The organism is uncultured Alsobacter sp. (assembly GCF_945952055.1).
Classification (GTDB): domain Bacteria; phylum Pseudomonadota; class Alphaproteobacteria; order Rhizobiales; family Beijerinckiaceae; genus Alsobacter.
The window spans coordinates 1-26966 of sequence record NZ_CAMFHB010000044.1 but is presented as its reverse complement, the minus strand read 5'-3'; the positions used below and the strand labels follow the sequence as shown (position 1 = coordinate 26966).

Annotated in this window: 24 protein-coding genes and 1 tRNA gene; 18 read left to right on the top strand and 7 right to left on the bottom strand. The window is 70.0% G+C overall.

All coding sequences use genetic code 11. The annotated features are described in order from the left end of the window. Positions 1–4 precede the first annotated feature (4 nt). The gene (locus Q0Q47_RS24530; protein ID WP_293866269.1) at positions 5–703 is read left to right on the top strand and encodes a metal-dependent hydrolase; all 699 of its coding nucleotides are present in this window, start codon (positions 5–7) and stop codon (positions 701–703) included. Positions 704–774: 71 nt separating this feature from the next. Here the strand turns inward: Q0Q47_RS24530 and Q0Q47_RS24525 are convergent, their stop codons facing one another. The 3 genes from Q0Q47_RS24525 to Q0Q47_RS24515 all read right to left on the bottom strand — a co-directional run bounded on the left by Q0Q47_RS24525 (position 775) and on the right by Q0Q47_RS24515 (position 4390). Next, entirely contained in the window at positions 775–990 is a 216-nt protein-coding gene (locus Q0Q47_RS24525; protein ID WP_293866266.1) for a hypothetical protein, read from the bottom strand. Positions 991–1351: 361 nt separating this feature from the next. Beyond that, positions 1352–2728 carry an aspartate aminotransferase family protein gene (locus tag Q0Q47_RS24520; RefSeq protein WP_293866263.1) on the bottom strand — a complete coding sequence of 459 codons (1377 nt, stop codon included), beginning with the start codon at positions 2726–2728 and terminating at the stop codon, positions 1352–1354. Positions 2729–2935: 207 nt separating this feature from the next. Beyond that, on the bottom strand, positions 2936–4390 hold the full coding sequence (locus tag Q0Q47_RS24515) for an amidase family protein (RefSeq protein ID WP_293866260.1): 1455 nt from the start codon (positions 4388–4390) through the stop codon (positions 2936–2938). 308 nt (positions 4391–4698) lie between these two features. Here Q0Q47_RS24515 and Q0Q47_RS24510 point away from each other — a divergent pair, with 308 nt between their 5' ends. Next, on the top strand, positions 4699–6048 hold the full coding sequence (locus tag Q0Q47_RS24510; RefSeq protein WP_293866257.1) for a malonyl-CoA decarboxylase: 1350 nt from the start codon (positions 4699–4701) through the stop codon (positions 6046–6048). A 188-nt stretch (positions 6049–6236) separates the two neighbouring features. Here Q0Q47_RS24510 and Q0Q47_RS24505 read toward each other — a convergent pair whose 3' ends face one another. Beyond that, the gene (locus Q0Q47_RS24505; RefSeq protein ID WP_293866254.1) at positions 6237–7304 is read right to left on the bottom strand and encodes a TIM44-like domain-containing protein; all 1068 of its coding nucleotides are present in this window, start codon (positions 7302–7304) and stop codon (positions 6237–6239) included. A gap of 310 nt (positions 7305–7614) precedes the next feature. Beyond that, positions 7615–8679 (bottom strand): dienelactone hydrolase family protein, encoded by a 1065-nt coding sequence (locus Q0Q47_RS24500; protein WP_293866251.1) that lies wholly within the window; start codon positions 8677–8679, stop codon positions 7615–7617. Positions 8680–8912: 233 nt separating this feature from the next. Here Q0Q47_RS24500 and Q0Q47_RS24495 point away from each other — a divergent pair. The 16 genes from Q0Q47_RS24495 (at position 8913) to Q0Q47_RS24420 (ending at position 25597) form a co-directional block, all read left to right on the top strand. Next, positions 8913–8990, top strand: a tRNA-Pro gene (locus Q0Q47_RS24495). 247 nt (positions 8991–9237) lie between these two features. Further along, a complete protein-coding gene (locus Q0Q47_RS24490) occupies positions 9238–10248 on the top strand; it encodes a 30S ribosomal protein S2 (protein WP_293866248.1) in 1011 nt (336 codons plus the stop codon). Between the two features lie 114 nt (positions 10249–10362). Next, on the top strand, positions 10363–11286 hold the full coding sequence (gene tsf / locus Q0Q47_RS24485) for a translation elongation factor Ts (protein ID WP_293866245.1): 924 nt from the start codon (positions 10363–10365) through the stop codon (positions 11284–11286). Positions 11287–11551: 265 nt separating this feature from the next. Next, entirely contained in the window at positions 11552–12265 is a 714-nt protein-coding gene (gene pyrH, locus Q0Q47_RS24480) for a UMP kinase (protein WP_293866242.1), read from the top strand. Positions 12266–12327: 62 nt separating this feature from the next. Beyond that, entirely contained in the window at positions 12328–12888 is a 561-nt protein-coding gene (gene frr / locus Q0Q47_RS24475) for a ribosome recycling factor (RefSeq protein ID WP_293866239.1), read from the top strand. Positions 12889–13097: 209 nt separating this feature from the next. Next, positions 13098–13838, top strand: a complete 741-nt coding sequence (locus tag Q0Q47_RS24470) for an isoprenyl transferase (protein WP_293866236.1) — start codon at positions 13098–13100, stop codon at positions 13836–13838. Further along, entirely contained in the window at positions 13835–14713 is an 879-nt protein-coding gene (locus tag Q0Q47_RS24465) for a phosphatidate cytidylyltransferase (RefSeq protein ID WP_293866233.1), read from the top strand. The genes Q0Q47_RS24470 and Q0Q47_RS24465 overlap by 4 nt, the downstream gene beginning before the upstream one ends. After that, positions 14710–15891 carry a 1-deoxy-D-xylulose-5-phosphate reductoisomerase gene (gene dxr / locus Q0Q47_RS24460; protein ID WP_293866230.1) on the top strand — a complete coding sequence of 394 codons (1182 nt, stop codon included), beginning with the start codon at positions 14710–14712 and terminating at the stop codon, positions 15889–15891. Before Q0Q47_RS24465 ends, dxr begins: the two co-directional genes overlap by 4 nt. A gap of 95 nt (positions 15892–15986) precedes the next feature. Next, positions 15987–17129 (top strand): RIP metalloprotease RseP, encoded by a 1143-nt coding sequence (gene rseP / locus Q0Q47_RS24455; protein WP_293866227.1) that lies wholly within the window; start codon positions 15987–15989, stop codon positions 17127–17129. A gap of 232 nt (positions 17130–17361) precedes the next feature. After that, a complete protein-coding gene (gene bamA, locus Q0Q47_RS24450) occupies positions 17362–19686 on the top strand; it encodes an outer membrane protein assembly factor BamA (RefSeq protein WP_293866224.1) in 2325 nt (774 codons plus the stop codon). Between the two features lie 50 nt (positions 19687–19736). Continuing rightward, the gene (lpxD, locus tag Q0Q47_RS24445) at positions 19737–20807 is read left to right on the top strand and encodes a UDP-3-O-(3-hydroxymyristoyl)glucosamine N-acyltransferase (protein WP_293866221.1); all 1071 of its coding nucleotides are present in this window, start codon (positions 19737–19739) and stop codon (positions 20805–20807) included. 133 nt (positions 20808–20940) lie between these two features. Further along, complete coding sequence (gene fabZ / locus Q0Q47_RS24440) at positions 20941–21405, top strand: 3-hydroxyacyl-ACP dehydratase FabZ (RefSeq protein WP_293866341.1); 465 nt, start codon at positions 20941–20943, stop codon at positions 21403–21405. A 5-nt stretch (positions 21406–21410) separates the two neighbouring features. After that, positions 21411–22211 (top strand): acyl-ACP--UDP-N-acetylglucosamine O-acyltransferase, encoded by an 801-nt coding sequence (gene lpxA, locus Q0Q47_RS24435; RefSeq protein ID WP_293866218.1) that lies wholly within the window; start codon positions 21411–21413, stop codon positions 22209–22211. Positions 22212–22215: 4 nt separating this feature from the next. Continuing rightward, the gene (locus Q0Q47_RS24430; RefSeq protein ID WP_293866215.1) at positions 22216–23088 is read left to right on the top strand and encodes an LpxI family protein; all 873 of its coding nucleotides are present in this window, start codon (positions 22216–22218) and stop codon (positions 23086–23088) included. Then, on the top strand, positions 23085–24251 hold the full coding sequence (lpxB, locus tag Q0Q47_RS24425; RefSeq protein WP_293866213.1) for a lipid-A-disaccharide synthase: 1167 nt from the start codon (positions 23085–23087) through the stop codon (positions 24249–24251). Before Q0Q47_RS24430 ends, lpxB begins: the two co-directional genes overlap by 4 nt. A 404-nt stretch (positions 24252–24655) precedes the next feature. Further along, positions 24656–25597 carry a DMT family transporter gene (locus Q0Q47_RS24420; RefSeq protein ID WP_293866210.1) on the top strand — a complete coding sequence of 314 codons (942 nt, stop codon included), beginning with the start codon at positions 24656–24658 and terminating at the stop codon, positions 25595–25597. A 3-nt stretch (positions 25598–25600) separates the two neighbouring features. Here Q0Q47_RS24420 and Q0Q47_RS24415 read toward each other — a convergent pair whose 3' ends face one another. Together Q0Q47_RS24415 and Q0Q47_RS24410 are read right to left on the bottom strand one after the other, a co-directional pair. Next, positions 25601–26251 carry an alpha/beta hydrolase-fold protein gene (locus Q0Q47_RS24415; protein ID WP_293866208.1) on the bottom strand — a complete coding sequence of 217 codons (651 nt, stop codon included), beginning with the start codon at positions 26249–26251 and terminating at the stop codon, positions 25601–25603. Positions 26252–26355: 104 nt separating this feature from the next. Then, positions 26356–26966 (bottom strand): citrate/2-methylcitrate synthase (locus tag Q0Q47_RS24410; RefSeq protein WP_293866205.1); only part of this gene is annotated, 611 nt, incomplete at its 5' end.

Here is a 26966-nt window from a genome sequence, read left to right as displayed (position 1 = left end):
TCGCATGCAGATCACCTGGTTCGGCCATTCCGCCTTCCGTCTCGATTTTGCCGGCAAGGCGGTCCTGATCGACCCCTTCTTCACCGGCAACCCGGCGTTTTCCGCCGATCGGGCGGCCGCCATCGCCGGGGTGACGCACATCCTCGTGACCCATGGCCATGGCGACCACGTGGGAGACACGGTGGCGATCGCCGAGGAGACCGGCGCCACGGTGGTGTCGAACTACGACCTCCTGATGTGGCTGGCCAGCCAGGGCCTGAAAACCTTCAGCCCCATGAACACCGGCGGCACGGTGGACATGGGCGGCTTCACGGTCTCGATGGTGCGCGCCGACCACTCGGCCGGCATGGTGGAGGCGGGCGTCAACTTTCCGCTCGGCAGCGCCAACGGCCTCATCGTCAAGGCTCCCGGCGAGCCGACCGTCTATCACATGGGCGACACGGACATCTTCGGCGACATGGCACTCATCGCCGAGATCCACGCGCCCAAGGTGGGCCTGGTGCCGATCGGCGACCGCTTCACCATGGGCGCAAAGACGGCGGCGCTGGCCTGCCGGCGCTTCTTCACGTTCGACACCGTGATCCCCTGCCACTACGCCACGTTCGGCCTGCTCGATGCCTCGCCGGACGCCTTCGTGGCGGCGATGCAGGGCTCGGGCACCAAGGTCGTGGTGCCGGAGAAGGGCAAGGCGTTCGCCGTCTGAGGCCGCGGTCTCGACAACGAAAAAGGGGCGCCCCGGGCGCCCCTCACCACGTCGTTCCGAAAGTGATGCGCTCAGAGCGCCTCGAGCTCGGCGCGCAGCGCCGGCGGCCATTCGCGTCCGGCGGCGGCGCGGGCCCTGTCGGCGGCCTCGGCGCGCTTCAGCTGTTCGGCCGCGGCGGCCACCGCCTGGATGCCGATGCTGGAGAAGGCCGGAGCGGCCTTGGTGCGCTCGGGGGTCGTCATCGTCGGCATCTCGCTCGTGCGCGCCGCGCGAACTTCGGTAGACATGATGGTTCCTCTGTTGTCGTCACGCCCGGTGATCGGGCGGGCGATGGATGGCCGGCGTCTTCAGCCGGAGCTAGGCCTCGGCGTGGCGGCTTCAAGGCCGCCGCACAGTCTGGTCGCCTGCAACTCGCGGGGACTCTGGCAACCTCAAGGTGAATGCTCGATTAACAGCTTGGGAAAAATTCAAGAAGTGCGAAAGCGCACATGATGCAACGCAACAATGGGCAACCGGCGAGATTTTCCACCTGGTGGCCCAAGTTGACCGTTGGCAATGACGACGCTTGTTGTTCGCTTCACCTGACAGAACGAAAAAACCCGGCCGCAGGACGGCCGGGTCTGAATTGAACAAAGCTCGCGTGGAGTATCAGCCGCGCAGGTTGTCCCGGCGCACCATCTCCTCGCCGGCGTCGAGCGCACGGGTGAAGCGGTCGAACAGGTCGTCGATCTCGTCGTCGCTGATGACCAGGGGCGGGCACACGGCGATGGTGTCGACCATGTTGCGCAGGATGACGCCTTCCTTCTGCGCGAAGGCGTTGACCTTGGCGCCGACGCCGGCCTTGCCGTCGAAAGCCTTCTTCGTGGCCTTGTCGGCCACGAGCTCGACGCCCGCGACGAGGCCCTTGCCGCGCACCTCGCCGACCAGCGGATGGTCGCGCAGCGCGTCGAGGCGCTTCCAGAACTTCGGCACGCGCGCGGCGGCGCGCTCGAAGATCTTCTCGCGCTCGTAGATCTCCAGCGTCTTGACGCCGATGGCGGCGCCCACCGGATGGCCCGAATAGGTGTAGCCGTGGGCGAAGACGCCGATCTTACGGCTCTCCGACACCATGGCCTCGTTGATCTTCTCGGGGATCATCACCGCCGAGAGCGGGAAATAGGCCGAGGTCAGCGCCTTGGCGAGCGACATGGTGTCGGGCCGCATGTTCATGGCCGAGCAGCCGAAGGGCGTGCCCAGCCGGCCGAAGCCGCAGATCACCTCGTCGGAGATCAGGAGCACGTCGTACTTGTCGAGGACGACCTGGACCTTCTCGTAGTAGCCCTTGGGCGGCGTGATGACGCCGCCGGCGCCGCCCACCGGCTCGCAGATGAAGGCGGCGACCGTGTCCGGCCCTTCCTTGAGGATGAGCTCCTCGAGTTCGTTGGCCATGCGGGTGGCGAACTCCTCCTCGGTCTCGCCCGGCAGCCCGAAGCGGTAGTGGTGCGGGCAGGAGGTGTGGAGGATGTTCTGGATCGGCAGGTCGAAGTCGAGGTGGTTGTTGGGCAGGCCCGTGAGCGAGGCCGAGGCCACCGTGACGCCGTGGTAGCCCTTGAGCCGGGCGATGATCTTCTTCTTCTTCGGCCGGCCGATGGCGTTGTTGTAGTACCAGATGAGCTTGATCTGGGTGTCGTTGGCGTCCGAGCCCGAGCAGCCGAAGAACACCTTGGACATCGGCACCGGGGCCATGTCCTTCAGCTTTTCGGCGAGCTCGATGGCCGGGTCATGGCTCTTGGCGCCGAACAGATGGGTGAAGGGGAGCTTGGCCATCTGCTCGCGCGCGGCCTCGACCAGCTCCTCGTTGCCGTAGCCCAGCGCCGTGCACCACAGGCCGGCCATGCCCTCGATGTAGCCGTTGCCGTCGGTGTCCCACACCCACACGCCCTTGCCCTTCTCGAGCACGAGGGTGCCGGTCTGCCGGACCGTGTCGAGATTCGTGTAGGGATGGATGAGCGTCTCGACGTCGCGCGTCTGCAGATTGGTGAGCATGGCCCGGCCCTTCGTTCTTGCTGAGGCCGGGCAGTGTAGTCGCGGGGGCGGGCGCGTCAAACGGCAGCAGGCCCATGTCGCCGCCCGCCATCCCTCCGCTCGTCATCCCCGGGCTTGGCCCGGGGACCCACGACTTCGGACCGGTTGCAGCAAAGTCGTGGATGGCCGGGCCGGAGCCCGGCCAGGACGCCGGAGAGAGAGCGCCCTTCAGGCAACGCCGTCCAGGGGAGGCGCCTCGTACCGGCAGCCCAGCGCCTCCAGCATCCCCGCCACGGCGATCGCCGTGCGGTCGGCGCCTTCGGCGGCGACGATCTGCACGCCGACCGGCAGCCCTCCATCGGTGCGCATGACCGGCGCCACGGCGGCCGGCAGGTGCGCGACGGTGGCGAGACCGACCCAATGCAGGATGTCCATGTAGGGGCGCGCGATGCCGTTCACCACGAGCCGGCGCTCGGCCATGGCGGCCGGGGGATGCGGGATGGCCGGCACCGGGGCCGGGGGCATCAGCACCACGTCGTAGCGGGTGAAGAAGGCGTCCCAGGCGCGCTTGAGCGCGGCCCGGCGGTCCTGCAACGCCGCGTAGGTCTTCACGTCGAGCCGGGCGGCGCGGGCCTGCAGGGCCGGGTGGGAGATGTCGCCGGGTGCGTAGTTCGCGGCCTCCGCCGCGAGCCGGTCGCGGATCTTGTCCGGCAGGCCGGCCGCCACGATGGCGTGCATGAGCATGGAGTAGACCTCGAAGCTCTCGGCGAAGCGGAAGCCCGGCCGCGCCTCGTCGTCCACCTCGGCGCCGGCGCCCGCCAGCAGCGAGGCCGCCCGGCGCGCCGCCTCCGTCACCGTCGCATCGGCCGGCGCAAACGGATCCTCGGCCCACAGCGCCACGCGAAGGCCCTTGGGCGAGGTCTTGCGGGGCGGGGCGATCTGCGGGCGAACGCCGTCCAGCGCGGGCGGACCGGCCATGATGGCGAGCGCCAGGTCGAGATCGCGGGCGGAGCGCGTGATGGGGCCCGCGACGGACAGATCGGCATCGACCTCGATCCCGGGCGGGGGAGGGCGGTGGCCGCGGGTGGAGACGAGCCCCCAGGTGGGCTTCAGGCCGAACAGGCCGCAGCAATGGGCCGGCCAGCGGATCGACCCGCCGAGGTCGGAGCCGAACTCGAGCGCGCTCATGCCGGTGGCCACCGCCACGCAGGCCCCGCCCGATGAGCCGCCGGGGCTTCTCTCCGGGTCCCACGGGTTCAGCGTGCGCCCGTGGATGGGGTTCTCGGCCACCCAGTCGCCCGAGTAGGGCGGCACGTTGGTCTTGCCGTAGATGACCGCGCCGGCGGCCCGCAGCCGCGCCACGCCGGCGGCGTCCTTCTCCGGCACCCGGTCCCGCCAGGCCGGCGCGCCGCCCGTGGAGACGAGGCCCGCGACGTCGAAGGCATCCTTGATGGTGACGGCGAGCCCTTCGGCGAGCCCGTCGAGCCCCTGCGCCCGCCGCGCGTCGCTGGCCTCCGCCGCCCGGCGCGCGGCCGCCACGTCCATGGCCACCACGGCATTGAGCCGCGGGTTCACCGCTGCCGTACGGGCCAGCGTCATGTCGAGCAGCTCGACCGCCGAAAGCTCCTTGCGGGCGAGCGCGGCCAGGATCTCGGTGGCCGGGCGGGTGAGGAGGTCGGTCATGGGCAGGCTCCCTGGAGAGCTCGGACGCTTGCATGCCCCCGCCTGGAAAATCAACGCCGCGGGACGTCTTAGATCCATTCTCCATCTCTCCGCGTCATGCCCGGGCTCGGCCCGGGCACCCACGACTTTGCCAGGGCCACGCGCAGTCGTGGATGGCCGGGCCGGAGCCCGGCCAGGACGGCGGAGAGGCGGAGACGGCCTCGGGGACCGGTCAAATCTGCAGCCAACCGCGCGGCTTGCCCCCCATGGGCGGCCTGTCATGATGATGCCGCACGGCGCGCCGAAGCTGCGGGAAAACGAGGATACCGATGCCGACGACCTTTCTCGCCGACATGCTCTCTTCCCTCACCGACCGCAGCCGCGCCCTCTTAGGGTTGCCCCGCGGGCCGCTCAAGGCTTCCGACCTGCCGGCGCTCGCCGACGAGCTGTTGTCGCGGCGCGGCGAAGCGTCCGGGGTGGCCCTGGCGCGCGGCATCGTGGACACCTACCGCGCGGCCCCGCCGGTGGCGCGGCTCGCCTTCCTGCAGGTGCTGGCCAGCCGCTTCGGGCCGGACGAGGCGAAGCTGGAGGCCGCGCTCGCGGCATTTCGCGACAATCCCGTGGGGGAGGCCGCCTCGGCCCTCGCCACGGCGGCGGAGGCGCGCCGGCAGGAGCTCTTCCGTCGCATCAACCTGGCGCCCGGCGGCACGGCCGCGCTGGTGCGCATGCGCGCCGACCTGCTGGAGGCTCTGCCAGAGCACCCCGACCTCGCGGTGGTGGACCGCGACTTCGTCCACCTCTTCGCGTCATGGTTCAACCGCGGCTTCCTGGTGCTGCGCCCGATCGACTGGAACACCCCGGCCAATATCCTCGAGAAGATCATCCGCTACGAAGCGGTGCACGAGATCCGCGACTGGGACGACCTGCGCAACCGCCTGGCGCCGACCGACCGGCGCTGCTTCGCCTTCTTCCACCCGCAGCTCGTCGACGAGCCGCTGATCTTCGTGGAGGTGGCGCTGACGACGGACATGCCCGGCGCGATCGCGCCGCTGCTGGACCTCGCCCGCAAGCCCATTGCCGCGAACGAGGCCAACACGGCGGTATTCTATTCCATCTCCAACACGCAGGGCGGGCTGGCCGGCGTGTCCTTCGGCCATTTCCTCATCAAGCAGGTGGCCGAGGATTTGAAGAAGGACCTGCCCAACCTCAAGACCTTCGTGACGCTCTCGCCCGTTCCCGGCTTCGCCCGATGGCTTCGCGCGGAACGCGACAAGGAGGACGGTCTGCTGGACGCGGGCCTGCGCCGCGCGCTCGCCGTGCTGGACCAGGAAGGCTACGCCCAGGACCCGGCCTTGGCCGACACCGTGCGGCGGGCCGTGCTGCCGGCGGCGGCGGTCTATTTCCTCAAGGCGCGGAGCCACTCCGGCAAGCCGGTGGACCCGGTGGCCCGCTTTCATCTCGGCAACGGCGCCCGCCTGGAACGCCTCAACCCGCTCGGCGACCTCTCCGAGAAGGGCCTGCGCCAGTCGCACGGGCTCATGGTGAACTACTGCTACGACCTCGACGACATCGAGGAGAACCACGAGGCCTATGCCGAAAAGGGCACCGTGGCCGCCAGCCGCTCCGTCCAGCGGGCGCTGAAGACGGACCTGCCGGCCGACGTGATCGTAGCGGGGTAGGGCGGAGGCTGGGGTAGGGCTGCAACACTCCCGTTGCCCGCTTTCCCTCCACCGTCATGGCCGGGCTTGGCCCGGCCACCCACGACTTCAGCATGGCCCCGGCAAAGTCGTGGATGCCCGGGCCAAGCCCGGGCAGGACGGCGAGGGGGGCGATGTGAAAAGGAAAAGGGGCCCGAAGGCCCCTTGGATTAGCTCTGCTGGATCGCCGACAGCATCCAGGACCCGCCGGCATCGCGGCGGAAGGTCCACAGCTCGGTGGCCTCCTGGGGCTTCGTGGCGTCACCTTCCACCACCTTGCCGGTGGCGCGCTCGGTCAGCGCGTTCACGAGCGAGAAGCGCATCGCGACGGTGGCGTAGTCGGTGCTGCCCTCGCGCCAGGCTTCGGCGAGGTCGCCCTGCTCCAGCGTCACGTTCGACACGCGGTCGTGCAGGCCGCGGCCGGCATTGCGGGCGAGTTCCTCGCCGAAATAGCCGACCATCTCGGGCGTGGCCAGGCCGCGCATGGCCGTGAGGTCCTCACGATCCCAGGCCGCGTTCACGGCCTTGAGCGAGGCCTCGAAGGCGTCGAAGTCCTTGGCCTCGATGCCCACGGCGTCGGACGGCTTGGCTGAGGCCATCGCCGCGCCGGCACCCGCACCAAGGCCCATGCCGCCCAGAGCCGAGCCTCCAAGCCCCGAGCCTCCAAGCCCCGAGCCTCCAAGCCCCGAGCCGCCGGCGCCGCCCATGGCGTCACGCCGCAGCGGTCCACCGGGACCGGCATTCGCCGCCAGCGGGCTCGTCGCGCCGGAGCCGCCGGCGAAGGCAGGCTGCCGGCCGCGGATGAGGCGCATGACGAGGTAGATGCCACCCACGATCAGGCCGGCCTGCAGCAGCAGCCCGAACAGGGAGGACAGGCCGCCGAAGCCGCCCATGAAGCCATGGCCGAACAGCATGCCGAGCAGGCCCGCGCCTAGCAGGCCGCCCATGAAGCCGGTGCCGAAGCCGGGGCGCCAGCCGGTGGACGGCTGCGCCATGCCGGGGCGCTGCGCGGCCATGCCGGGCTGCACCTGCGAGGGCTGCGTGATCGAGCGTTCCATCGGCGCCGCGGTGCGCGGGGCCGTGTTGGTCACCGGCGGCGCGCTGTAGGTGCGCCCGCCGCGGCTGCCGAAGCTCGACCCTCCGCCCGGACGGGCGTCCGCCGCGGCAATGCCGAGCGCCAGGATCGCCGCCGCGATCGCCATCGTGCGGCCGGTACGTGCAAACGGAAACGTGTTCATCGTCCATCCATCGGGGGCAGGATGCCCAACGCCTGACCATATGGGATGCAGTATGGCGGAATTGAAGGGCCACGCCACTGAAACATTGGGAATTGGTAAGGAGAGTGGCGCGAACCGAGCCCCGCGCCTCACCCGCGGTGGGACAGCAGCAGGATGCCGAAAATGACGATCGCCATGACGATCGACAGGATGACGCCGGTGCCGAAGCCGGTTTCGTTGGTTTCATCGTGCTGGTGAAGGTCTGCCATCGCTGTCTCCCGTGCGCGTCACGGGAGAACGCCGGCCCGGGCCGGGCCGTTCCGGGCGATCCTCACGGCCCCATCGCGGCGGCGAGCCAGGCGAGGCTCTCCTCCTGGGCTTCCACGCCGAACTGGTGTCCGCCCGGCCGAATCGCAGTGGCCAGCGCTGCCGGAGCCCCCGCGGCGCGCCACAGGTGGCGCAGGCGCGCCAGCGCCGTCTCGACGCTGTCCGGCGGAAACAGCGCGTCCTGGGCGCCCGCCTGCACGAAGAGAGGCCGCGGCGCCGCGAGGCCCGCCATGTCGGGATAGTCGAACAGCGCCGCCGCGCCCGGATGGGTCATGCTGAAGGCGGACTGGCCCCGCAGCTGGTTGTTGCCCGCCCGCGTCACGCCTTCCAGCGTCGCCATCCAGTTCACGGCGACGGTCGCGGCCACGGTCTCGCACAGGGCCGCCACCTGCCAGGCCCGGAAGCCGCCGAGCGAGAAGCCCAGCGCCGCCACGCCCCGCACGTCGTCGCGCGCCGCCAGGGCCTGCGCCGCCGCCACGTCCTCCCGCGCGATCACGCCCGCGAGGCTCGCCCCGGCCAGCATGAGGGTGCAGGCCAGCGCCTGCTGGGCCTCGTAGCCGTTGCCCTCGCGTTCACCCCAGCCCAGCGCGTCGGCGCACAGCACCAGGAAGCCCTTCCGCGCTAGCGCCTCGCCCACGAATCGCCCGCCATAGAACCGGCCGGCCCATTCGACGCCGGAGGCGAGGCGCGCCGCATCGTCCCACGCCGGCACCAGCTTCTCCTTGCCGATGTCGAACCGCGACCCGTGATCGTGCAGCAGCAACACCGCCGGGAAGGGCCCCGGGCCCGCCGGGCGCAGGACGAGCGCCGGCACGGGGCACCACGGCCCCTCCAGGACCAGCCGCTCGAGCACCAGCCCGTCGCGCTCCACCGCGCAGATCACCGCCGGCGCCCGCGCCGCCCACCCGGCCGGCAGGCGAGGCAGCAGCCCCTCGAACGCCGCCCGCGCCCCCGCCCGCCACGCCTCGAACGGCCCGCCGGCATAGGCCTGCGAAAACCCCTGCGCGCGCAGCCTGTCCAGAAACTCGGGGCGGTTGTGGCCATCGATGCCCCAGCGCCCGCCGCTCACGGCCGGGTCCCGACCGCGGCAGGACGTGAGACCGCTCGTCTCCTAGCCCTCGCGGGCTGCTCAGACAGTCGTCGAATCGTCACCAGGAAAGGTCCTCATCCTCGAGCGGGCCGCTCGGCGATCGTAGCGAATTCGCATCCAACACCCCTCGCGCACGCACTTTTCGGGAAGGTGACACTCTCTCCACACCCCCTGTTGCGGAACGCGCCGCCGCCCCCTATAAGGCGCGCAGTCGGAGTGTAGCGCAGCCCGGTTAGCGCACTAGTCTGGGGGACTAGGGGTCGTGGGTTCGAATCCCGCCACTCCGACCATTTTTTCGAATACGACAGAAAAGCCCGGCACAGCTGGGCTTTTTACTTTTGCGCTGAGCAAGCGCGCCAAACAATTAGTGCTGTATCCAGCTGGCGCACGGTCCCCACCCCCACCCTTGCCAATCCCCCCCATTTCCGCTAAAGCCCGCGCCATTCCACACGCGGACATTCGGCTTCGGCCGTTCCGGTGGCCGGGGATCGTCCCTGGTTCACGCTCCGCGGAGGCCTAAACCGGAGACTACGCAGCATGGCTCTGCCCGATTTTTCTATGCGCTCGCTTCTCGAGGCCGGTGCGCACTTTGGTCACCAGTCGCATCGCTGGAACCCGAAGATGGCGCCCTTCATCTTCGGCACGCGCAACAACATCCACATCCTCGATCTCGCCCAGACTGTGCCGATGCTCCATCGCGCGCTGCAGGCGATTTCCGACACGGTGGCGGCCGGCGGCCGCGTGCTGTTCGTCGGCACCAAGCGCCAGGCGTCCGAGGCCATTGCCGACGCGGCGCGCCGCTCGGCCCAGTATTACGTGAACTCCCGCTGGCTCGGCGGCATGCTCACCAACTGGAAGACGATCTCCGGCTCCATCTCGCGCCTGCGCAAGGTTGACGAGATCCTCGCCGGCGGGGCCCAGGGCCTCACCAAGAAGGAGCGTCTCATGCTCTCCCGCGAGAAGGAGAAGCTCGAGCGTGCTCTCGGCGGCATCAAGGACATGGGCGGCACGCCCGACCTGATCTTCGTCATCGACACCAACAAGGAACAGCTCGCGATCAAGGAGGCCCAGCGCCTCGGCATCCCGGTCGCGGCCATCGTCGATTCGAACTGCGATCCGGACGGCATCACCTATCCGGTGCCGGCCAATGACGACGCCGGCCGCGCCATCGCGCTCTACTGCGATCTCGTGTCCCGCGCCGCCATCGACGGCATCTCGCGCGGCCAGGGCTCGCTCGGCATCGACATCGGCGCCTCCGAGGCCCCCACGGGCGAGGACCTGCCGGCCGAGCCGGCCGGCTCGCCCACCGGCGAAGCCTTCGAGCTGCTCACCGCGCCGCGCGGCGCGCCGGACGACCTGGGCAAGCTGAAGGCCATGAGCCCGCAGCTGGAGAAGAAGCTCAACGACGCGGGCATCTTCCACTACTGGCAGCTCGCTGCCGCCACGCCGGCCGACGTCGCCGCCATCGAGGCTGCCGCCAAGCTCGGCGGGCGCATCGACCGCGAAGGCTGGGTCGCGCAGGCCCGCTCGCTCATCGAGAACGCCTGAATCTCTGAACGCCACGCGGCGCCGTGATGGCGCCGCATCGTCGATCCATTGAGATGCACGGCGGCGGGTCCTCCCGCCGCCGTCTCGCATCCACGACCCAAAGAGGTTGAAACCATGGCCACGATCACCGCTGCTCTGGTGAAGGACCTGCGCGAGAAGACCGGCGCGGGCATGATGGACTGCAAGGCCGCTCTCGAAGCCAACGGCGGCGACGTCGAGCAGGCCATCGACTGGCTGCGCAAGAAAGGCCTGGCCAAGGCCGCCAAGAAGTCCGGCCGCGTGGCGGCCGAGGGCCTCGTCGCCGTGGCCGTGTCCGGCAACCGCGGCGTCGTCGTCGAGGTGAACTCCGAGACCGACTTCGTCGCCCGCAACGAGGAATTCCAGTCGCTGGTGCGCACCATCGCCAACGTCGCGCTGGAGAAGAAGGCCGACGTCGAGGCGCTGCTCGGCACCCACTACCCGGGCGGGGCCACCGTGCAGGAGGCCATCTCCAATGCCATCGCCACCATCGGCGAGAACATGAACCTGCGCCGCGCCGCCGAGCTGCAGGTCCACCAGGGCGTGGTCGGCCAGTACATCCACAACCAGGTCGCCCCGGGCCTCGGCAAGATCGGCGTCATCGTGGCGCTCGAGTCGGCCGGCAAGGCCGACGAGCTCGCCACGCTCGGCCGCCAGGTCGCCATGCACATCGCCGCCGCCAGCCCGCTGGCGCTGGACGCCTCGGGCCTCGACCCCGCCGTGGTGGCCCGCGAGAAGGCCGTGCTCGCCGACAAGAACGCCGGCAAGCCCGCCCACGTGCTCGAGAAGATCGTCGAGAGCGGCCTGAAGACCTACTACAAGGAGGTCTGCCTCCTCGATCAGGCCTTCGTGCACGACAGCGGCAAGACCGTCGCCCAGGCGGTGAAGGAAGCCGAAGGCCGCGTTGGCGGCGCCATCGCGGTGAAGGGCTTCTTCCGCTACGCGCTCGGCGAAGGCATCGAGAAGCAGGAATCGGACTTCGCGGCGGAAGTCGCCGCCATCTCCAGCGGCCAGGGCTGAGGCAGGGCAGGGGCGACCGTCGCGTCGCCCTTCTCTGATCCGGCCCCACGCGGCATCCTGCCCCGCCAGGACGGTGGAGCGAACGAGGTTGGCGGGAGGTGCAGCGCACCTGCGAGCCGCGCTCACCTCCCTGTCAGCATTCTGTCAGTCACGGCGGCGCCTGCGCCGCCGTTTCCTTGTGGGGACCCCGTCGGGCGGCCTTGATGCCGCCGCGCGGGGGAGATAGCTCGTTGCAGCGGACGAGCGCGTGAGCGGGAGAGAGCGAATGGCGGCGATGCGGCGGGTTCTGGTGAAACTCTCCGGCGAGGCGCTGATCGCGCCGGACGGCTACTGGCTGAACCCGCAGACGCTCTCCACCCTGGCCGAGGACATCGCCCAGGCGGTGGGGCAGGGGTTCGAGATCGCCGTGGTCATCGGCGGCGGCAACGTCATCCGCGGCGCCAAGGTCGGCGCGGCCGGCTGGATCGACCGGGCCACGGCCGATGCCATGGGCATGCTCGCCACGGTCATGAACTCCATCGCGCTCGAAAGCGCCCTGGAATCGAAAGGCACCCCGGCCCGCACGCTCTCGGCGGTCGCCATGCCCTCGCTGTGCGAGACCTATGCCCGCCAGCCGGCGCTGCACCATCTCAGCAAAGGCCGCGTGGCGGTGCTGGGTGGCGGCACGGGCAACCCGTTCTTCACCACCGACACCGCGGCCGTGCTGCGCGCCATCGAGCTCAAGTGCGATGCCGTGCTCAAGGCCACCCAGGTCGACGGCGTCTACACCGCCGACCCCAAGAAGGATCCCACGGCCCGGCGCTACGACGTGCTCACCCACGACGAAGCCATCGCCCGCGACCTCAAGATCATGGACACGGCCGCCTTCGCCCTGGCGCGGGAAAACCGGCTTCCCATCATCGTCGGGTCGGCCCACGGGCCGGGCGCCATCACCGCCATCCTGGCCGGCAAGGCGCCCGCCACGCGTGTCACCCCTTGAACCCGCAAGGCTGCGGGCGTAAGGCGTTGGCCTGATCTTTTTTCAAGCTCCGGATAACACTGATGGCCGCACCCGCACCGTTCGATCTCGCCGACATCAAGCGCCGCATGGCCGGCGCCGTGCAGGCGTTCTCGAAGGACCTCGCGAGCCTGCGCACCGGCCGCGCCTCCGCGAACCTGCTCGATCCCGTCAACGTGGATGCCTACGGCTCCATGATGCCGCTGAACCAGGTGGCCACGGTCAACGTGCCCGAGCCGCGCATGATCACCGTCCAGGTGTGGGACCGCTCCATGGTCGCCGCGGTGGAACGGGCCATCCGCGACAGTAACCTGGGCTTCAACCCGGCCACCGAGGGCCAGGTGCTGCGCATCCGCATCCCCGAGCTCAACGAGCAGCGCCGCAAGGAGCTGGTCAAGGTGGCGCACAAATATGCCGAGGAGGCGCGCGTCGCCGCCCGCCACGTCCGCCGCGACGGGCTTGACCACCTCAAGAAGCTCGACGGTCACATCGGCAAGGACGACATCGAGCGTCACTCCGAGCAGGTGCAGAAGGCCACCGACCAGACGATCGCCGAGATCGACGCCGCGCTCGCGGCCAAGGAAAAGGAAATCATGCACGTCTGACCCCCGGGGCCGCGGAGCGTCGCCATGATCGGCTTTCGGGAGAGAGTGACCGGGGTGTCCGCGCTGTGCCGCCGCGGGGCGGCCGGCGAATGGCGAGTTGCGAATGGGGACAGGTGCTCGTTCGCGAGTTGGCAACCCATGGCGTCGTATCGCTCTTCGCTCCTCGCTCATCGCCCGACCTCCCAACCGCGCACATCCGGAGCGCCCGCATGACACCGGCCGGCGCGCCCGCCCACGTGGCCATCATCATGGACGGCAATGGCCGCTGGGCGTCGGCGCGCGGCCTGCCGCGGTTCGAGGGGCACCGGCGCGGGGTCGAGGCTCTCCGGCGCACCGTGCGCGCGTCCATCGATCTGGGCATCCGCTACCTCACGGTCTTCAGCTTCTCGTCGGAGAACTGGCGGCGCCCGCCCCAGGAGATCGGCGACCTGATGGGGCTGCTCAAGCGCTTCATTCGCAACGATCTCGCCCAGCTGCACGCCTCGGGCGTGCGGGTCCGCATCCTGGGCTCGCGCCAGCGCCTCTCCAGCGAGATCGACGGGCTGCTCACCGAGGCCGAGAACCTCACGCGCGACAATACCGGGCTCACCCTGGTCGTCGCTTTCAACTACGGATCCCGCGCCGAGATCGTCCAGGCCGCCCAGCGCCTGGCCCTCGAGGTCGCCGCCGGCCGCCTGCCGCCGGAAGCCATCACCGAGGAGGCCTTCTCCGCCCGCCTGGGAACGGCCGACATTCCGGATCCCGACCTCGTCATCCGGACGTCCGGCGAAATGCGGCTCTCGAACTTCCTGATGTGGCAGTCCGCCTATTCGGAGTTCGTGTTCACGCCCTGCCTGTGGCCGGATTTCGACCGCCCCGCGCTGGAGGCCGCCATCGCCGAGTTCCACGGCCGGGACCGCCGCTACGGCGGCCTGTCGCGGGCCGGCGCGGTCTCCGGAGCGGTTTCTTGAGCGACGGCGGCAACCAGGCCGCTCCCGCCCCCGCCACGGCGGCGTCCCCGACGCCTGCCGCCCCCCGCTCGGAACTCGCGCTGCGCGTCGTCTCCGCCCTGGTCATGGCCGGGGCGGCGCTCGGCACGGCCTGGGCCGGCGGCTGGGTCTTCGGCCTGTTCTGGACGCTCGCGGCCATCCTGGCCCTGCGCGAATGGCTCACCCTCATCGGGCTCGAAGGGGGGCGCCGGCAGATCTCCTGGCTCCTGGGCTCCCTCGGCATCGCCTATGCGGGCCTTCTCGCCGAGGCCTCGGCGGCGGCCGACCCGCGGGCCTGGTCCGTGGTGGGGCTCGCGGCCGGTGCCGTCGCGCTCTCCGCGCCGGGCGGCCGGCGGCTGTGGTCGCTCGCGGGCGTCGCCGTCTGCGCGGTGGTCGCGGTCGTGCCCATCGACCTGCGCGGCCACCCCGCCCACGCGCTCGTCGCCGTGCTGTGGCTGTTCTGCGTGGTCTGGGGCTCCGACATCGCCGCCTATTTCGCCGGCCGGGCCCTGGGCGGGCCCAAGCTGTGGCCGCGCGTCAGCCCCAAGAAGACCTGGTCGGGCGCCATCGGCGGTCTCGTCGGGGGCACGGCCTGCGCCGTCGCCCTGGTCATGGCGGCCGATGCCGGGGGCCACGGCTGGTACCACGGCCTGCCGCTGGTCGCGCTCACGCTGGTCGCCTCGGTCGTGTCCATCCTGGGCGATCTCGCCGAATCCGCGCTGAAGCGCGCCTTCGCGGTCAAGGATTCGAGCTCGCTCATTCCCGGCCACGGGGGCGTACTCGACCGTCTGGACAGTTTCTGGGCCGTCTGCGTCCTCATCGGCCTCATCGTCTACGTCTTCGGGGGGCCGCGATGAGCGTCAGCGTCACCGTGCTGGGCGCCACCGGATCCATCGGCCGGTCCACGGCCGACATTCTCGCCACCCACAAGGAGCGCTTCCGGGTGGAGGCCGTCGTCGGCGGGCGTGATCCGCAGGCGCTCGCCCGCACGGCGGTCGCGCTGGGCGCGCGCGTCGCGGCCCTCAGCGATCCGGCGGGGCTCGGCGCCCTGCGCGAGGCGCTGGGCGGCACCGGCATCGAGGCCTCCGCGGGCGCGCAGGCGGTCATGGAAGCCGCGGTCCGCCCGGCCGACATCGTCATCGGGGCCATCGCGGGCGCCGCCGGCGTGCGGCCCACCCATGCCGCCGCCCGGCTCGGGGGCACCGTGGCGCTGGCCAACAAGGAGTGCCTGGTGTGCGCCGGCCACGCCTTCATGCGGGACGCGGCGGCGGCCGGCACCACGCTGCTGCCGGTCGACAGCGAGCACAACGCCATCTTCCAGGCGCTGGGCCGACACCGGGCCGACGAGGTCGAGGAGATGATCCTCACCGCCTCGGGCGGCCCCTTCCGCACCTGGAGCCGCGAGCGCATCGAGGCGGCCACGCCCACGCAGGCCCTGGCCCATCCCAACTGGAGCATGGGCGCCAAGGTCACGATCGACAGCGCCACCTTGATGAACAAGGGGCTCGAGCTCATCGAGGCCTGGCACCTCTTCGCCATCCCGCCGGACCGGCTGGGCGTGGTGGTGCACCCGCAATCCATCGTGCACGGCCTGGTCTCGTTCTGCGACGGCGCGGTCGTGGCCGGGCTCGCCTGTCCCGACATGCGGGTGCCGATCGCCCACTGCCTCGGCTTTCCCGATCGCCTCGCCACCGACGCGCGCCGCCTCAACCTCTCCGAGATCGCCCGGCTCGACTTCGAGGCACCGGACCTGGCGCGCTTCCCGGCGCTGGGGCTGGCGCTGGACGCGCTGCGCGAGGGGGGAGGGGCCCCCACCATCCTCAACGCCGCCAACGAGGTCGCCGTCGAGGCGTTCCTGGCGGGCCGCATCGGGGTCTACGGCATCCCGGCGCTGGTCTCGGGCGTGATCGAGGACATGGCGCGGCGCAACGACATGGCGGCGCCCGGCGACGTGGACACCGCGCTCATGCTGGACGAGGAAGCCCGCCTGCGTGCCCGGGAGCGGCTCGGGCCTGTCACAAGTCCGGCAGATTAACTAACTATTCACCCTGACGCTTAGAACTGGACTTAAATGGCGTATGCTCGCCGGCGTCTGATGAAGCGCCGGCGCCCCCGCGCCAGGGAGTACACATGGATCTCGTCGGTTCCGCCACGCACTACGCCAACATGGCCGGAAGCTACCTGCTGCCCTTCCTGTTCGTGCTGGTGATCGTCGTCTTCGTGCACGAGATGGGGCATTTCCTCGTCGGGCGCTGGTGCGGCATCAAGGTCACCGCCTTCTCCGTGGGCTTCGGGCCCGAAATCGCGGGCTTCACCGACGGCAAGGGCACGCGCTGGCGCCTCGCGGCCATTCCGCTCGGCGGCTACGTCAAGTTCTTCGGCGATTCCAGCGCCGCCAGCACGCCCGACGGCGAGGCGCTGCGCGAGATGACCCCGGCCGAGAAGGCCGTCAGCTTCTACCACCAGCCGGTGTGGAAGCGCGCCGCCACCGTGTTCGCGGGGCCGCTGGCCAATTTCCTGCTCGCCATCGCCGTCTTCGCCGTCATCGGCTTCACCTATGGCCGGCAGGTCATTTTGCCGCGCGTCGACCTCGTCATCGCCGGCAGCGCCGCCGAGCGGGCCGGGTTCCAGCCGCGCGACCTCATCCTGTCCATCGACGGCAAGGCCATCGACAGCTTCACCGAGATGCAGCGCATCGTCTCGATCTCGCCGGGCACGCCCCTGCAGGTCATGGTCGAGCGCGACGGCGCCAAGGTGGGCCTCAGCGTCACCCCCGATCTGGTGGTCGAGAAGACGCGTTTCGGCAACCAGCGGTCCGGCAAGATCGGCGTCCAGCGCTCCACCAACCCGGGCGACGTGAAGACCGTGCCGATGAGCATCGGCGAATCGCTGTCCTCGGCGGTCTACGAGACGTGGTTCATCGTCGAGCGCACCGGCTCCTATGTCGGCGGGCTGTTCACCGGCAAGGAAAGCACCGACCAGCTGTCGGGTCCCATCCGCATCGCCCAGGTGTCGGGCGAGGTCGCCACGGCCGGGATGATGGCCTTGATGAACCTTGTCGCCATCCTGTCGGTTTCGATCGGCCTGATTAACCTCGTTCCGGTTCCGCTTCTGGACGGCGGTCATCTGGCCTTTTACGCAGTGGAAGCGGTGCGTGGACGCCCTCTGTCTGAAAGGACACAGGAATTCGGTTTCCGCATCGGCCTGGCGCTGGTGGTGATGCTGATGCTGTTCACCACGTTCAACGACATGCTCCACATCGCGCAGCTTTAACCATGCGCTAAGTGTCTTGCCAGCCACGCCACCCCGGGATTCGCCCTCCCGGGGCTTTTGGCGGTTTGCAGCCCGGGTGAAACTTAGTAGAAAGCATCGGGACATCCGGGATTCCGGTCCGCACCGCGCGCGGCCGGGACGACTAAAAAGGGCGGGTTACTCGATGACTGTTGAGCGTTCGGGGTACCGGGGTACGGTTCGCGTTCTCAAAGGAACCGCCGCCGGTCTGGCCATGATCGTGGCTCTGTCTGCCCAGGCTTACGCGCAAAGCATCGTTGTCCAGGGCAACCGGCGCGTCGATACCGAGACGATTCGCTCCTACGTTCAGGGGCAGTCCGCGGCTCAGGCCCGCGCCGATCTCGTGGCCACGGGGCTGTTCTCCAGCGTCAACGTCTCCCAGAGCGGCGGCCGCATGGTCGTCACCGTCCGGGAGAACGAGGTCGTCAACCGCGTCGTCTTCCAGGGCAACAAGAAGCTCAAGAGCGAGCAGCTCGAGGGCGAGGTGCAGTCCAAGGCCCGCGGGCCGTTCAGCCAGGCCACGGTCGACGCCGACGTCGGCCGCATCCGCGAGATCTACCAGCGTGCCGGCCGCAACCTCGCCAAGGTGTCCTCGCGCATCGTGCCGCTCGAGAACGGCCGCGTCGACGTCGTGTTCGACATCAACGAAGGCGACAAGACCGGCATCAAGTCGATCGAGTTCACCGGCAACAAGGCCTATTCCTCGGGCCGCCTGCGCGACCAGATGACCACCACGGAGAGCAACTTCCTCTCCTGGCTGAAGTCCAGCGACGTGTACGATCCGGACCGCGTCGCCGCCGACCTCGAGCTCGTGCGCCGCTTCTACCTGAAGCACGGCTACGCCGATTTCCGCGTCGTCAACACCGACGTCCAGTTCGACCCCGAGTCCAACGGCTACCGCATCACGGTCGCGGTGGACGAGGGCCAGCAGTACAAGGTCGGCAACACCGCGGTCGAGAGCCGCATCCCCGACGTCGGCGCCGACCAGCTCAAGCGCCTGGTCAAGACCTCGTCCGGCTCCGTGTACAATGCGGAGGAGGTCGAGAAGACCCTCCAGAACATGACCACGGACGTGGCGAGCAAGGGCTACGCCTTCTCGCAGGTGCGTCCGCAGGGCAACCGCAACCCGCAGGCCGGCACCATCGACATCACCTACGTGGTCGAGGAAGGCCCGCGCGTCTACATCGAGCGCATCAACGTCCGCGGCAACACCCGCACGCGCGACTACGTCGTCCGCCGCGAGTTCGACGTGGGCGAGGGCGACGCCTACAACAAGGTGCTGATGGACAAGGCGGAGCGCCGCCTGAACAACCTCGGCTACTTCAAGCGCGTCCGCATCACCAACGAGCCCGGCTCCACCCCCGACCGCGTCGTCGTGAACGTGGACGTTGAGGATCAGCCCACTGGCCAGTTCTCGATCGCCGGCGGCTACTCCACCTCGGACGGCTTCATCGCCGAGGTGTCGCTGTCGGAATCGAACTTCCTGGGTCGCGGCCAGTACGTGCGCATCGCGGCGTCCAGCGGCCAGTACTCGCAGGGCGTCGAGTTCTCGTTCACCGAGCCCTTCTTCATGGACCGGCGGCTCGCCGCGGGCTTCGACCTGTTCTCCAAGCAGCAGGACAACACCCGCTACTCGTACTACGAGAACAAGATCACCGGCGGCACGCTCCGCCTGGGCCTGCCGCTCACGGACGAGACCTCGCTGCTGCTGCGCTACTCGCTCTACCAGCAGAAGATCTCGATCCCGAACACGATCAAGCGGCCGTACAACGACTGCTGGTACTCGCTCGCCCCGACCTACGCCTTCTCCTGGCCGGCCTGCCGTGACAACGGCGAAGCCTCGCTGGCGCTGAAGGAGGCCACCGGCACGACGATGACCTCGCTCGTCGGTTACACGCTGGCCTACAACACGCTGGACAACAACAAGAACCCGAAGAACGGCATCTATGCCGAGCTGAAGCAGGACATCGCGGGCCTGGGTGGCGACAGCCGCTTCATCCGCACCACCGGCGAGGCGCGCTACTACCAGGAGCTCACCGACGACGTCGTCGGCATGCTGAAGGTCCAGGGCGGTCACCTCTACGGCAACGACCTGCGCATCACGGACCAGTTCTTCATGGGCCCGAGCCTGGTTCGCGGCTTCGCTCCGTCGGGCATCGGCCCGCGCGACGCCTCCGACCCGAAGAACAACGCGCTCGGCGGCACCAAGTACTTCGGCGGCACGGCCGAGGTGCAGTTCCCGATCTGGGGCCTGCCGAAGGAACTGGGCATGCGCGGCGCCGTGTTCGCCGACGCGGGCACGCTGTTCGGCTACGAGGGCAAGCGCAACTTCGCCGCCGTCAGCCCGTCCCCGGTGGCGACCGGCTACCCGACGACGATCACCGTCATCGACGAGCACAAGATCCGCTCGGCGGTCGGCGCCAGCCTGCTGTGGCAGTCGCCGCTCGGGCCGATCCGGTTCGACTACGCCTATCCGGTCACCAAGGACCGGAACGACCGCACCCAGTACTTCCGGTTCTCCGGCGGCACGTCCTTCTGACCGGCACCGCCGCCGGCCCCCGGGGGCCGGCGCCGGGCCACGGTGCCCACATGACAGAACCCGTCTTCTTTCGGCTGGCGTCTCCCCTGACGCTGGCCGACATCGTTTCGATCACCGGCGCCAAGGCGCCGGACGGCGCGAACCTGGACCTCGCGCTCTCGGGCGTCGCCCCGCTCGACCGCGCCGGCCCGGACGACCTCGTCTTCCTCGACAATCCCCGCTACGCGGCCGATCTCGACCTGACCAAGGCCGGGGCCTGCCTCGTTGCGCCGAAGTTCGCGGCCCGCGTGCCGGCCGGAACGGTCGCGCTGGTGAGCCCGCAGCCCTACAAGGCCTTTGCCTCGGTCACCGCGAAGTTCTATCCCGACGCCATGCGGCCGGGGTCGGTCTTCGGCTCCACCGGCATCGCGCCGGGCGCCTTCGTGCATCCCCAGGCGCGTCTCGAGCCCGGCGTCATCGTCGATCCCGGCGCCGTCATCGGTCCTGGCGCCGAGATCGGATCCGGCACGGTGGTGGGCGCCAACGCCGTCATCGGCCCGCAGGTGCGCATCGGCCGCAACGGCTCGGTGGGGCCCAACGCCACCGTGCTCAACGCGCTCGTCGGCGACCGGGTGATCCTGCATCCGGGCGTGCGCATCGGCCAGGACGGCTTCGGCTTCGCGCTGGGTCTCCAGGGCCACCAGAAGGTGCCGCAGATCGGCCGTGTCGTGATCCAGAACGACGTCGAGATCGGCGCCAACTCCACCATCGACCGCGGGGCGAACCGCGACACGATCGTGGGGGAGGGCACCAAGATCGACAACCTGGTGCAGATCGCCCACAACGTCGTGGCGGGCCGCCACTGCATCATCGTCGCGCAGGTCGGCATCTCCGGCAGCGTGACGGTCGAGGACTTCGTGGCGCTCGGCGGCCAGGTCGGTGTGGTGGGCCACGTGCGCATCGGCGCCGGATCGCAGATCGCCGGCTCGTCCAACGTCGCCGACGACGTGCCGCCCGGCTCGCGCTGGGGCGGAACGCCGGCCAAGCCTGTGAAGGAATGGTTCCGGGAGTTGACGCTGCTCGCCAATCTTGCGAAGCGAAAGCCCGCCGCACCGGGATCCGGCCAGGACGAGAAGAGCTGAGCGCAGGGCGCGCGACGGAGCATGCCGCGGAAAGGTGGGTACCGGCTTTCCGCAACAGGCATGCGACCATGATCGAACGAAGCACCGGTGGGTTTCCGGGGAAACCGATCGGTGCTCAAGACAGGGTGAGATGATGACCGAGACGACACCGGAGAGCCTGGACACCGCGGACATCCTGCGGATCCTCGAACTCCTGCCGCATCGCTACCCGTTCCTGCTGGTCGACAAGATCGTCGAGATGCGCGGTGACGACAGCTGCATCGGCATCAAGAACGTCACCTTCAACGAGCCGCAGTTCAACGGCCATTTCCCGGGCCGTCCGGTGATGCCGGGCGTCATGCTCATCGAGGGCATGGCCCAGACGGCGGGCGCGCTCTGCGTCGCCTCGAAGCTCGGCAAGGCGCGGCCGAAGGTCGTGTATTTCATGACCATCGACAATGCGAAGTTCCGCAAGCCCGTCGTTCCCGGCGACGTGGTCGAGTACCATCTCAAGAAGATCAAGCAGCGCGCCAACATGTGGTGGTTCCACGGCGACGCCAAGGTCGACGGCAAGGTCGTCTGCGAAGCCGACGTCAGTGCCATGCTGGTGACCGACTGATCCCCATGGCCACCATTCATCCTTCTTCCGTCGTCGACCCCGCGGCCAAGCTGGGCGAGGGCGTCGTCATCGGCCCCTTCTGCGTCGTCGGTCCCGACGTGTCGCTGGGCGACGGGTGCGAGCTCATCAGCCACGCCGTCGTGGCCGGCCGCACCACGATCGGCCCCAAGGCGCGCATCTTCCCCTTCGCCTCCATCGGCCACCAGCCGCAGGACCTCAAGTTCAAGGGCGAGCCCTCCACGCTCACGATCGGCGCCAACTGCACGATCCGCGAGGGCGTCACCATGAACCCCGGCACCGAGGGCGGGGGCCTGGCGACCATCGTCGGGGACAACTGCACCTTCCTCGCCAACGCCCACGTGGCTCACGACTGCATCGTCGGCAACAGCGTCATCTTCTCCAACAACGTGATGCTGGCCGGCCACTGCAAGGTGGGCGACTTCGCCATCATCGGCGGCGGCGCGGCCGTCCACCAGTTCTGCCGCATCGGCGCGCACGCCTTCATCGGCGGCCTGTCGGGCGTCGAGAACGACGTGATCCCCTATGGCATCGCCATCGGCAACCGCGCCCATCTCGCCGGCCTGAACATCGTCGGCCTGAAGCGCCGCGGCTTCGACCGCGAGGTGATCCACGACATCCGCCGCGCCTACCGGCTGCTCTTCGCGGACGAGGGCACCCTGCAGGAGCGGGTCGAGGACGTCGCCACCGAGTTCGCCCAGCGCGAGACGGTGCACGAGATCCTCGCCTTCATCCGCGAGGGCGGCAACCGGTCCATCTGCACCCCGCGCGACGCCCACGAAGGCTGATCCGGTGGCCGTGCCCCCCGGTCCGGTCGCGATCATCGCCGGGGGCGGGGGCTTCCCGCTGGAGATCGCCGAGGCGGCCCGGGCCTGCGGCCGCGACGTGTCGATCGTCGCCCTGAAGGGCTTCGCCCACCGCGGCCTCAAACGCTTTCCGCTGGTGTGGGCCGACATGCTCGATCCCGCCCGCATCCTCGACACGCTGCGCGCCGTCGCGCCGGCGGCCGTGGTCCTGGCGGGCTCGGTCACCCGGCCCGGACCGGGCGCGATCACCTCCATCTTCTCCGCCTACCGCAACCGCGACCACATCGCGAAGGTGCTCGCGGGCGGGGACGACCGCATCCTGCGCGGCGTCGTCCAGTTCATCGAGGAAGCCGGCTTCCACGTCGTCGGCGCTCATGAGATCGCCCCCGCGCTGCTGGCCCCCCTGGGCGCCTTCGCCGGCCGCGAGCCGACGCCGGCCGAGCGCGCCGACGTCGAGCGAGGCCTCGCCCTGTTGGCGGCGACAGGGCCCTACGACGTGGGGCAGGGCGTCGTGGTGTCGTCCGGCCGGGTCCTCGCGGTCGAGGGACCGGAGGGCACGGACGCCATGCTGGAACGCGTGGCCGGCCTGATCCGTCGGCGCCGGGTCGTGCTGGACGGCGCGGCTGCCGTCCTCGTCAAGGTGCCCAAGCGCGGGCAGGACACGCGCGTCGACCTTCCCGCGATCGGCCCCCGCACCGTCGAGCGGGGCCGGGCGGCCAGGATCGGGGCAATCGCGGTCGCGGCGGCGGGCGTCGTCGTCATCGAGCGGGCCACGACGGTCGCGGCCGCCCGGGATGCGGGCATCGCCCTCGTCGGTGTGAAGGCGGGTGACTTCGTGGAAGGACACGTGCCGTCATGAGCCGGCCCCTGCACCTGGCGCTCGTCGTGGGGGAGCATTCCGGCGACGAGCTCGGCTTCAAGCTGATGCGCGCGCTGCGCGACGCCGCCGGGAGCGACATCCGCTTCACCGGGACGGCGGGCGAGGCCATGCAGCGGGAGGGCATGGCGAGCCTCTTCCCGCTCTCGGACATCGCCGTCATGGGCATCCTGCCCGTCATCAAGCGGCTGCCCAGCCTCCTGCGCCGCATCGACGAGACGGCACAAGCCATCGTGGCGGCCCGCCCGGACGGGCTCGTCATCATCGACAGCCCGGATTTCACGCATCGCGTCGCCCGCAAGGTCCGCAAGGCCCTGCCGGGGCTCCCCGTCGTCGACTATGTCAGCCCCTCCGTGTGGGCCTGGCGCCCGGGCCGCGCCAAAGCCATGGCCGGCTACGTCGACCACGTGCTGGCGCTGCTGCCGTTCGAGCCGCAGGCGCATCGCGATCTTGGCGGCCCCGCCTGCACCTATGTCGGCCACCCGCTCATCGAGCGGCTGGATGAACTGCGCCCATCGCCGGAGGAGGCCGCGCGCCGCGCCGCCGAGCCGCCGGTGCTCCTGGTGCTGCCGGGCAGCCGGCGGTCGGAGATCGGACGGCTGCTGGCGGTGTTCGGCGAGACGCTCGCCCGCATGGCCGCGCGCGGCGACCGCTTCGAGGCCGTCCTGCCGGCCGTCTCGCATCTTGCGCCGGACATCCGCACCGCCGTCGCCACCTGGCCGGTGCCCGTGCGCGTCGTGGAAGGGCACGAGGCCAAGTACGCCGCCTTCCGGCAGGCCCGCGCCGCGCTCGCGGCCTCGGGCACCGTGACCCTCGAACTGGCGCTGTCGGGCGTGCCGATGGTGGTGGCCTACAAGGTCTCCAAGCTCGAGGAGCAGCTCAAGTACCTCATCAAGGTGCCCTCGATCGTGCTGCCGAACCTCATCCTCGGCGCGAACGCGATCCCCGAGAAGCTTCAGGCCGAAGCCGAACCCGGGATCCTCGCCGCCTCTCTCGCGCCGCTCCTCACCGACACGCCCGAGCGCCGCGTCCAGCTCGCCGTGCTCGCCCGCCTCGACGGCCTCATGCGCCTGCCCGACGGCGACACGCCCAGCGCCCGCGCCGCGCGGATCGTGTTGGACGTGGTGAGGGCCAAGGGCGCTTGACGCCTCTGCGGGCCTCGACACGGCCGCTACCCGGCCAGCCCAGAGCGCGTAACTGTTTCGGTCGTCCAGCTTGCGCCTCCCTCTCCGCGTCATGGCCGGGCTTGGCCCGGCCACCCACGACTTCAGGATGGCCCCGGCAAAGTCGTGGATGCCCGGGCCAAGCCCGGGCAGGACGGCGGAGAGGTGGTCGCGCGCTGGAGACGTCAGATGCAACGCTGCACCGGGCATTGATTCACAGGCTCGCAGGACGAAGACCCATCCAACTGTTTCAAGAGCAGCAATGAGCCTCATCCTGAGCAGCCGCCGAGAGCGGCGTGTCGAAGGACGCACACTCTCCGCGCACGCCTGAACAGCGCAGGAATCGGGATGCCAAGCCCGCGCCGGCGTGCGACAGGACGGGGGTCATGAGCACCCCCTCCGCGTCCCCCGCCGTCAACCGTCCCATGAGTGCCCGCGACTGGACCATGCTCTTGGTCCTGTCGGTGCTGTGGGGCTGTTCGTTCCTGTTCATCGGCGTGGCCGTGAAGGAGATTCCACCGCTCCTGATCGTGACCGTGCGGGTCGGCCTTGCGGCCTCGGCCCTGTGGCTCACGGTGAAGCTCATGGGCGTCGCCCCGCCGCGCGGAGCGTCGGTCTGGCTCTCGTTCATCGGCATGGCGCTGCTCAACAACGTCGTGCCGTTCTCGCTCTTCGCCTGGGCGCAGTCGCACATCGCCGCGTCCGTGGCGTCCATCCTCAACGCCACGACGCCGCTTTTCCTGGTGGTCGCCGCCCATTTCGCGACGCAGGACGAGAAGGCGACCGGCAACCGCCTCTTCGGCGTGGTCGCAGGATTCCTGGGCGTGGCCGTGATGCTGGGCGCCGCGCCCACGCTGTCCAGCTGGGTCGAGATCCTGGCCGAGCTCGCCTGCCTCGGGGCCTCGGCCTGCTATGCGGCGTCGAACCTCTACGGGCGCCGGTTCACGCGGCTCGGCGTCGCCCCGCTGGCGATCGCCGCCGGGCAGACCACGGTGTCCTTCGCCATCATGCTGCCCATCGCGGTCGTCGTGGTGCAGCCCTGGACACTGGCGCCGGCTTCGCCCCTGGCCTGGGCCTGCGTGGCGGCCCTGGCGCTGCCGTCGACGGCCTTCGCCTACGTGCTGTTCTTCCGGATCCTGGCCTCGGCCGGGGCCACGAATCTCGGTCTCGTCACGTTCCTGATCCCGGTCACGGCCGTTATGCTGGGCGTCACCCTGCTCGGCGACGAACTCGCGCTGCGCCATGTCGCCGGGATGGCGCTCATCGGGCTTGGGCTCGCCGCCATCGACGGCCGGCCCTGGAAAGCGTTGCGCCGGCGTCTGCGCTGAGGCTCAGCCGGCCACCCTGTGCGACAGGAGCCAGGCCGGCAGTTCCGGCTCGGCATAGGCCGCATCCCAGGCATTGTGTCCCACGCCCGGGTAGAGCGTCAGGCGAGGGGCGGGGTCGTCTCCTCGCAGGTCGGGCCGCACCATGCAGTCGACGATGGCCGTCGAGCAGGACGCAGGCACGATGGCGTCGTGGGTGCCGTGGAAGAGCCAGGTCGGGATGCCCTTGAGCTGGCGCGCCGTGCGCATGGGGTCGGCCCAGCCGCACACCGGCGCCAGCGCGGCGAAGCGCCAGGGCAGGGCGGTGGCCAGCGTCAGCGTGCCGTTGCCGCCCTGGCTGAGGCCCGTGAGGTAGCGGCGCGCCGGGTCGGTGCGGAAGCGGGCATCCACGTCGGCGAGCACCGCCTTCAAGAGGTCCTGGTACTCGGGCCACAGCCGGTCGGCCTCGGGCTTTTGCGGGCACACCACCAGGAACGGCCAGTCGTCGGGCGCGGCAAGCAGGCGCGGCGGCAGGCCCACCTTCACCTGGCGCCCGTCGGTGCCGCTCTCGCCCTTGCCGTGCAGGAACAGGATCGCCGGCAGCGGCTTGCGGCCCGCGCCCTTGGGGCGGAACACGGCATAGGCGCTTTCGCCCGCGTTGAACGTCTGGAAGGGCATGCCCGGCTCCGGCGCAGGATGAGGAGACGCCAGCTAACCGGCTCCTGCGCAAAAGAAAAGGCCCGGGGAAACCCCGGGCCTCTCGAAACCGTCGAACCGGCGCCTCAGCGCTGGTTGATCGAGGTGTACTGGCGCAGCGGCGAGCCCGTGTAGAGCTGGCGCGGACGGCCGATCTTCTGGGACGGGTCCTCGATCATTTCCTTCCACTGGGCGATCCAGCCGACCGTGCGGGCCAGCGCGAACAGCACCGTGAACATGGTGGTCGGGAAGCCCATCGCCTTCAGCGTGATGCCCGAATAGAAGTCGATGTTCGGGTAGAGCTTCTTCTCGATGAAGTACTCGTCGTGCAGCGCGATGCGCTCCAGCTCGATCGCGACGTCCAGCAGCGGGTCGTCCTTGATGCCGAGCTCGTTGAGCACCTCGTGCGTGGTCTTCTGCATGATCTTCGCGCGCGGGTCGTAGTTCTTGTAGACCCGGTGGCCGAAGCCCATGAGGCGGAAGGGATCGTTCTTGTCCTTCGCGCGGGCGATGTAGTGCGGGATGCGGTCGACCGAGCCGATCTCCTGCAGCATCTTCAGCGCCGCCTCGTTGGCGCCGCCGTGGGCGGGGCCCCAGAGGCAGGCGACGCCGGCCGCGATGCAGGCGAACGGGTTGGCGCCCGACGAGCCGGCGAGGCGGACCGTCGAGGTCGAGGCGTTCTGCTCGTGGTCGGCGT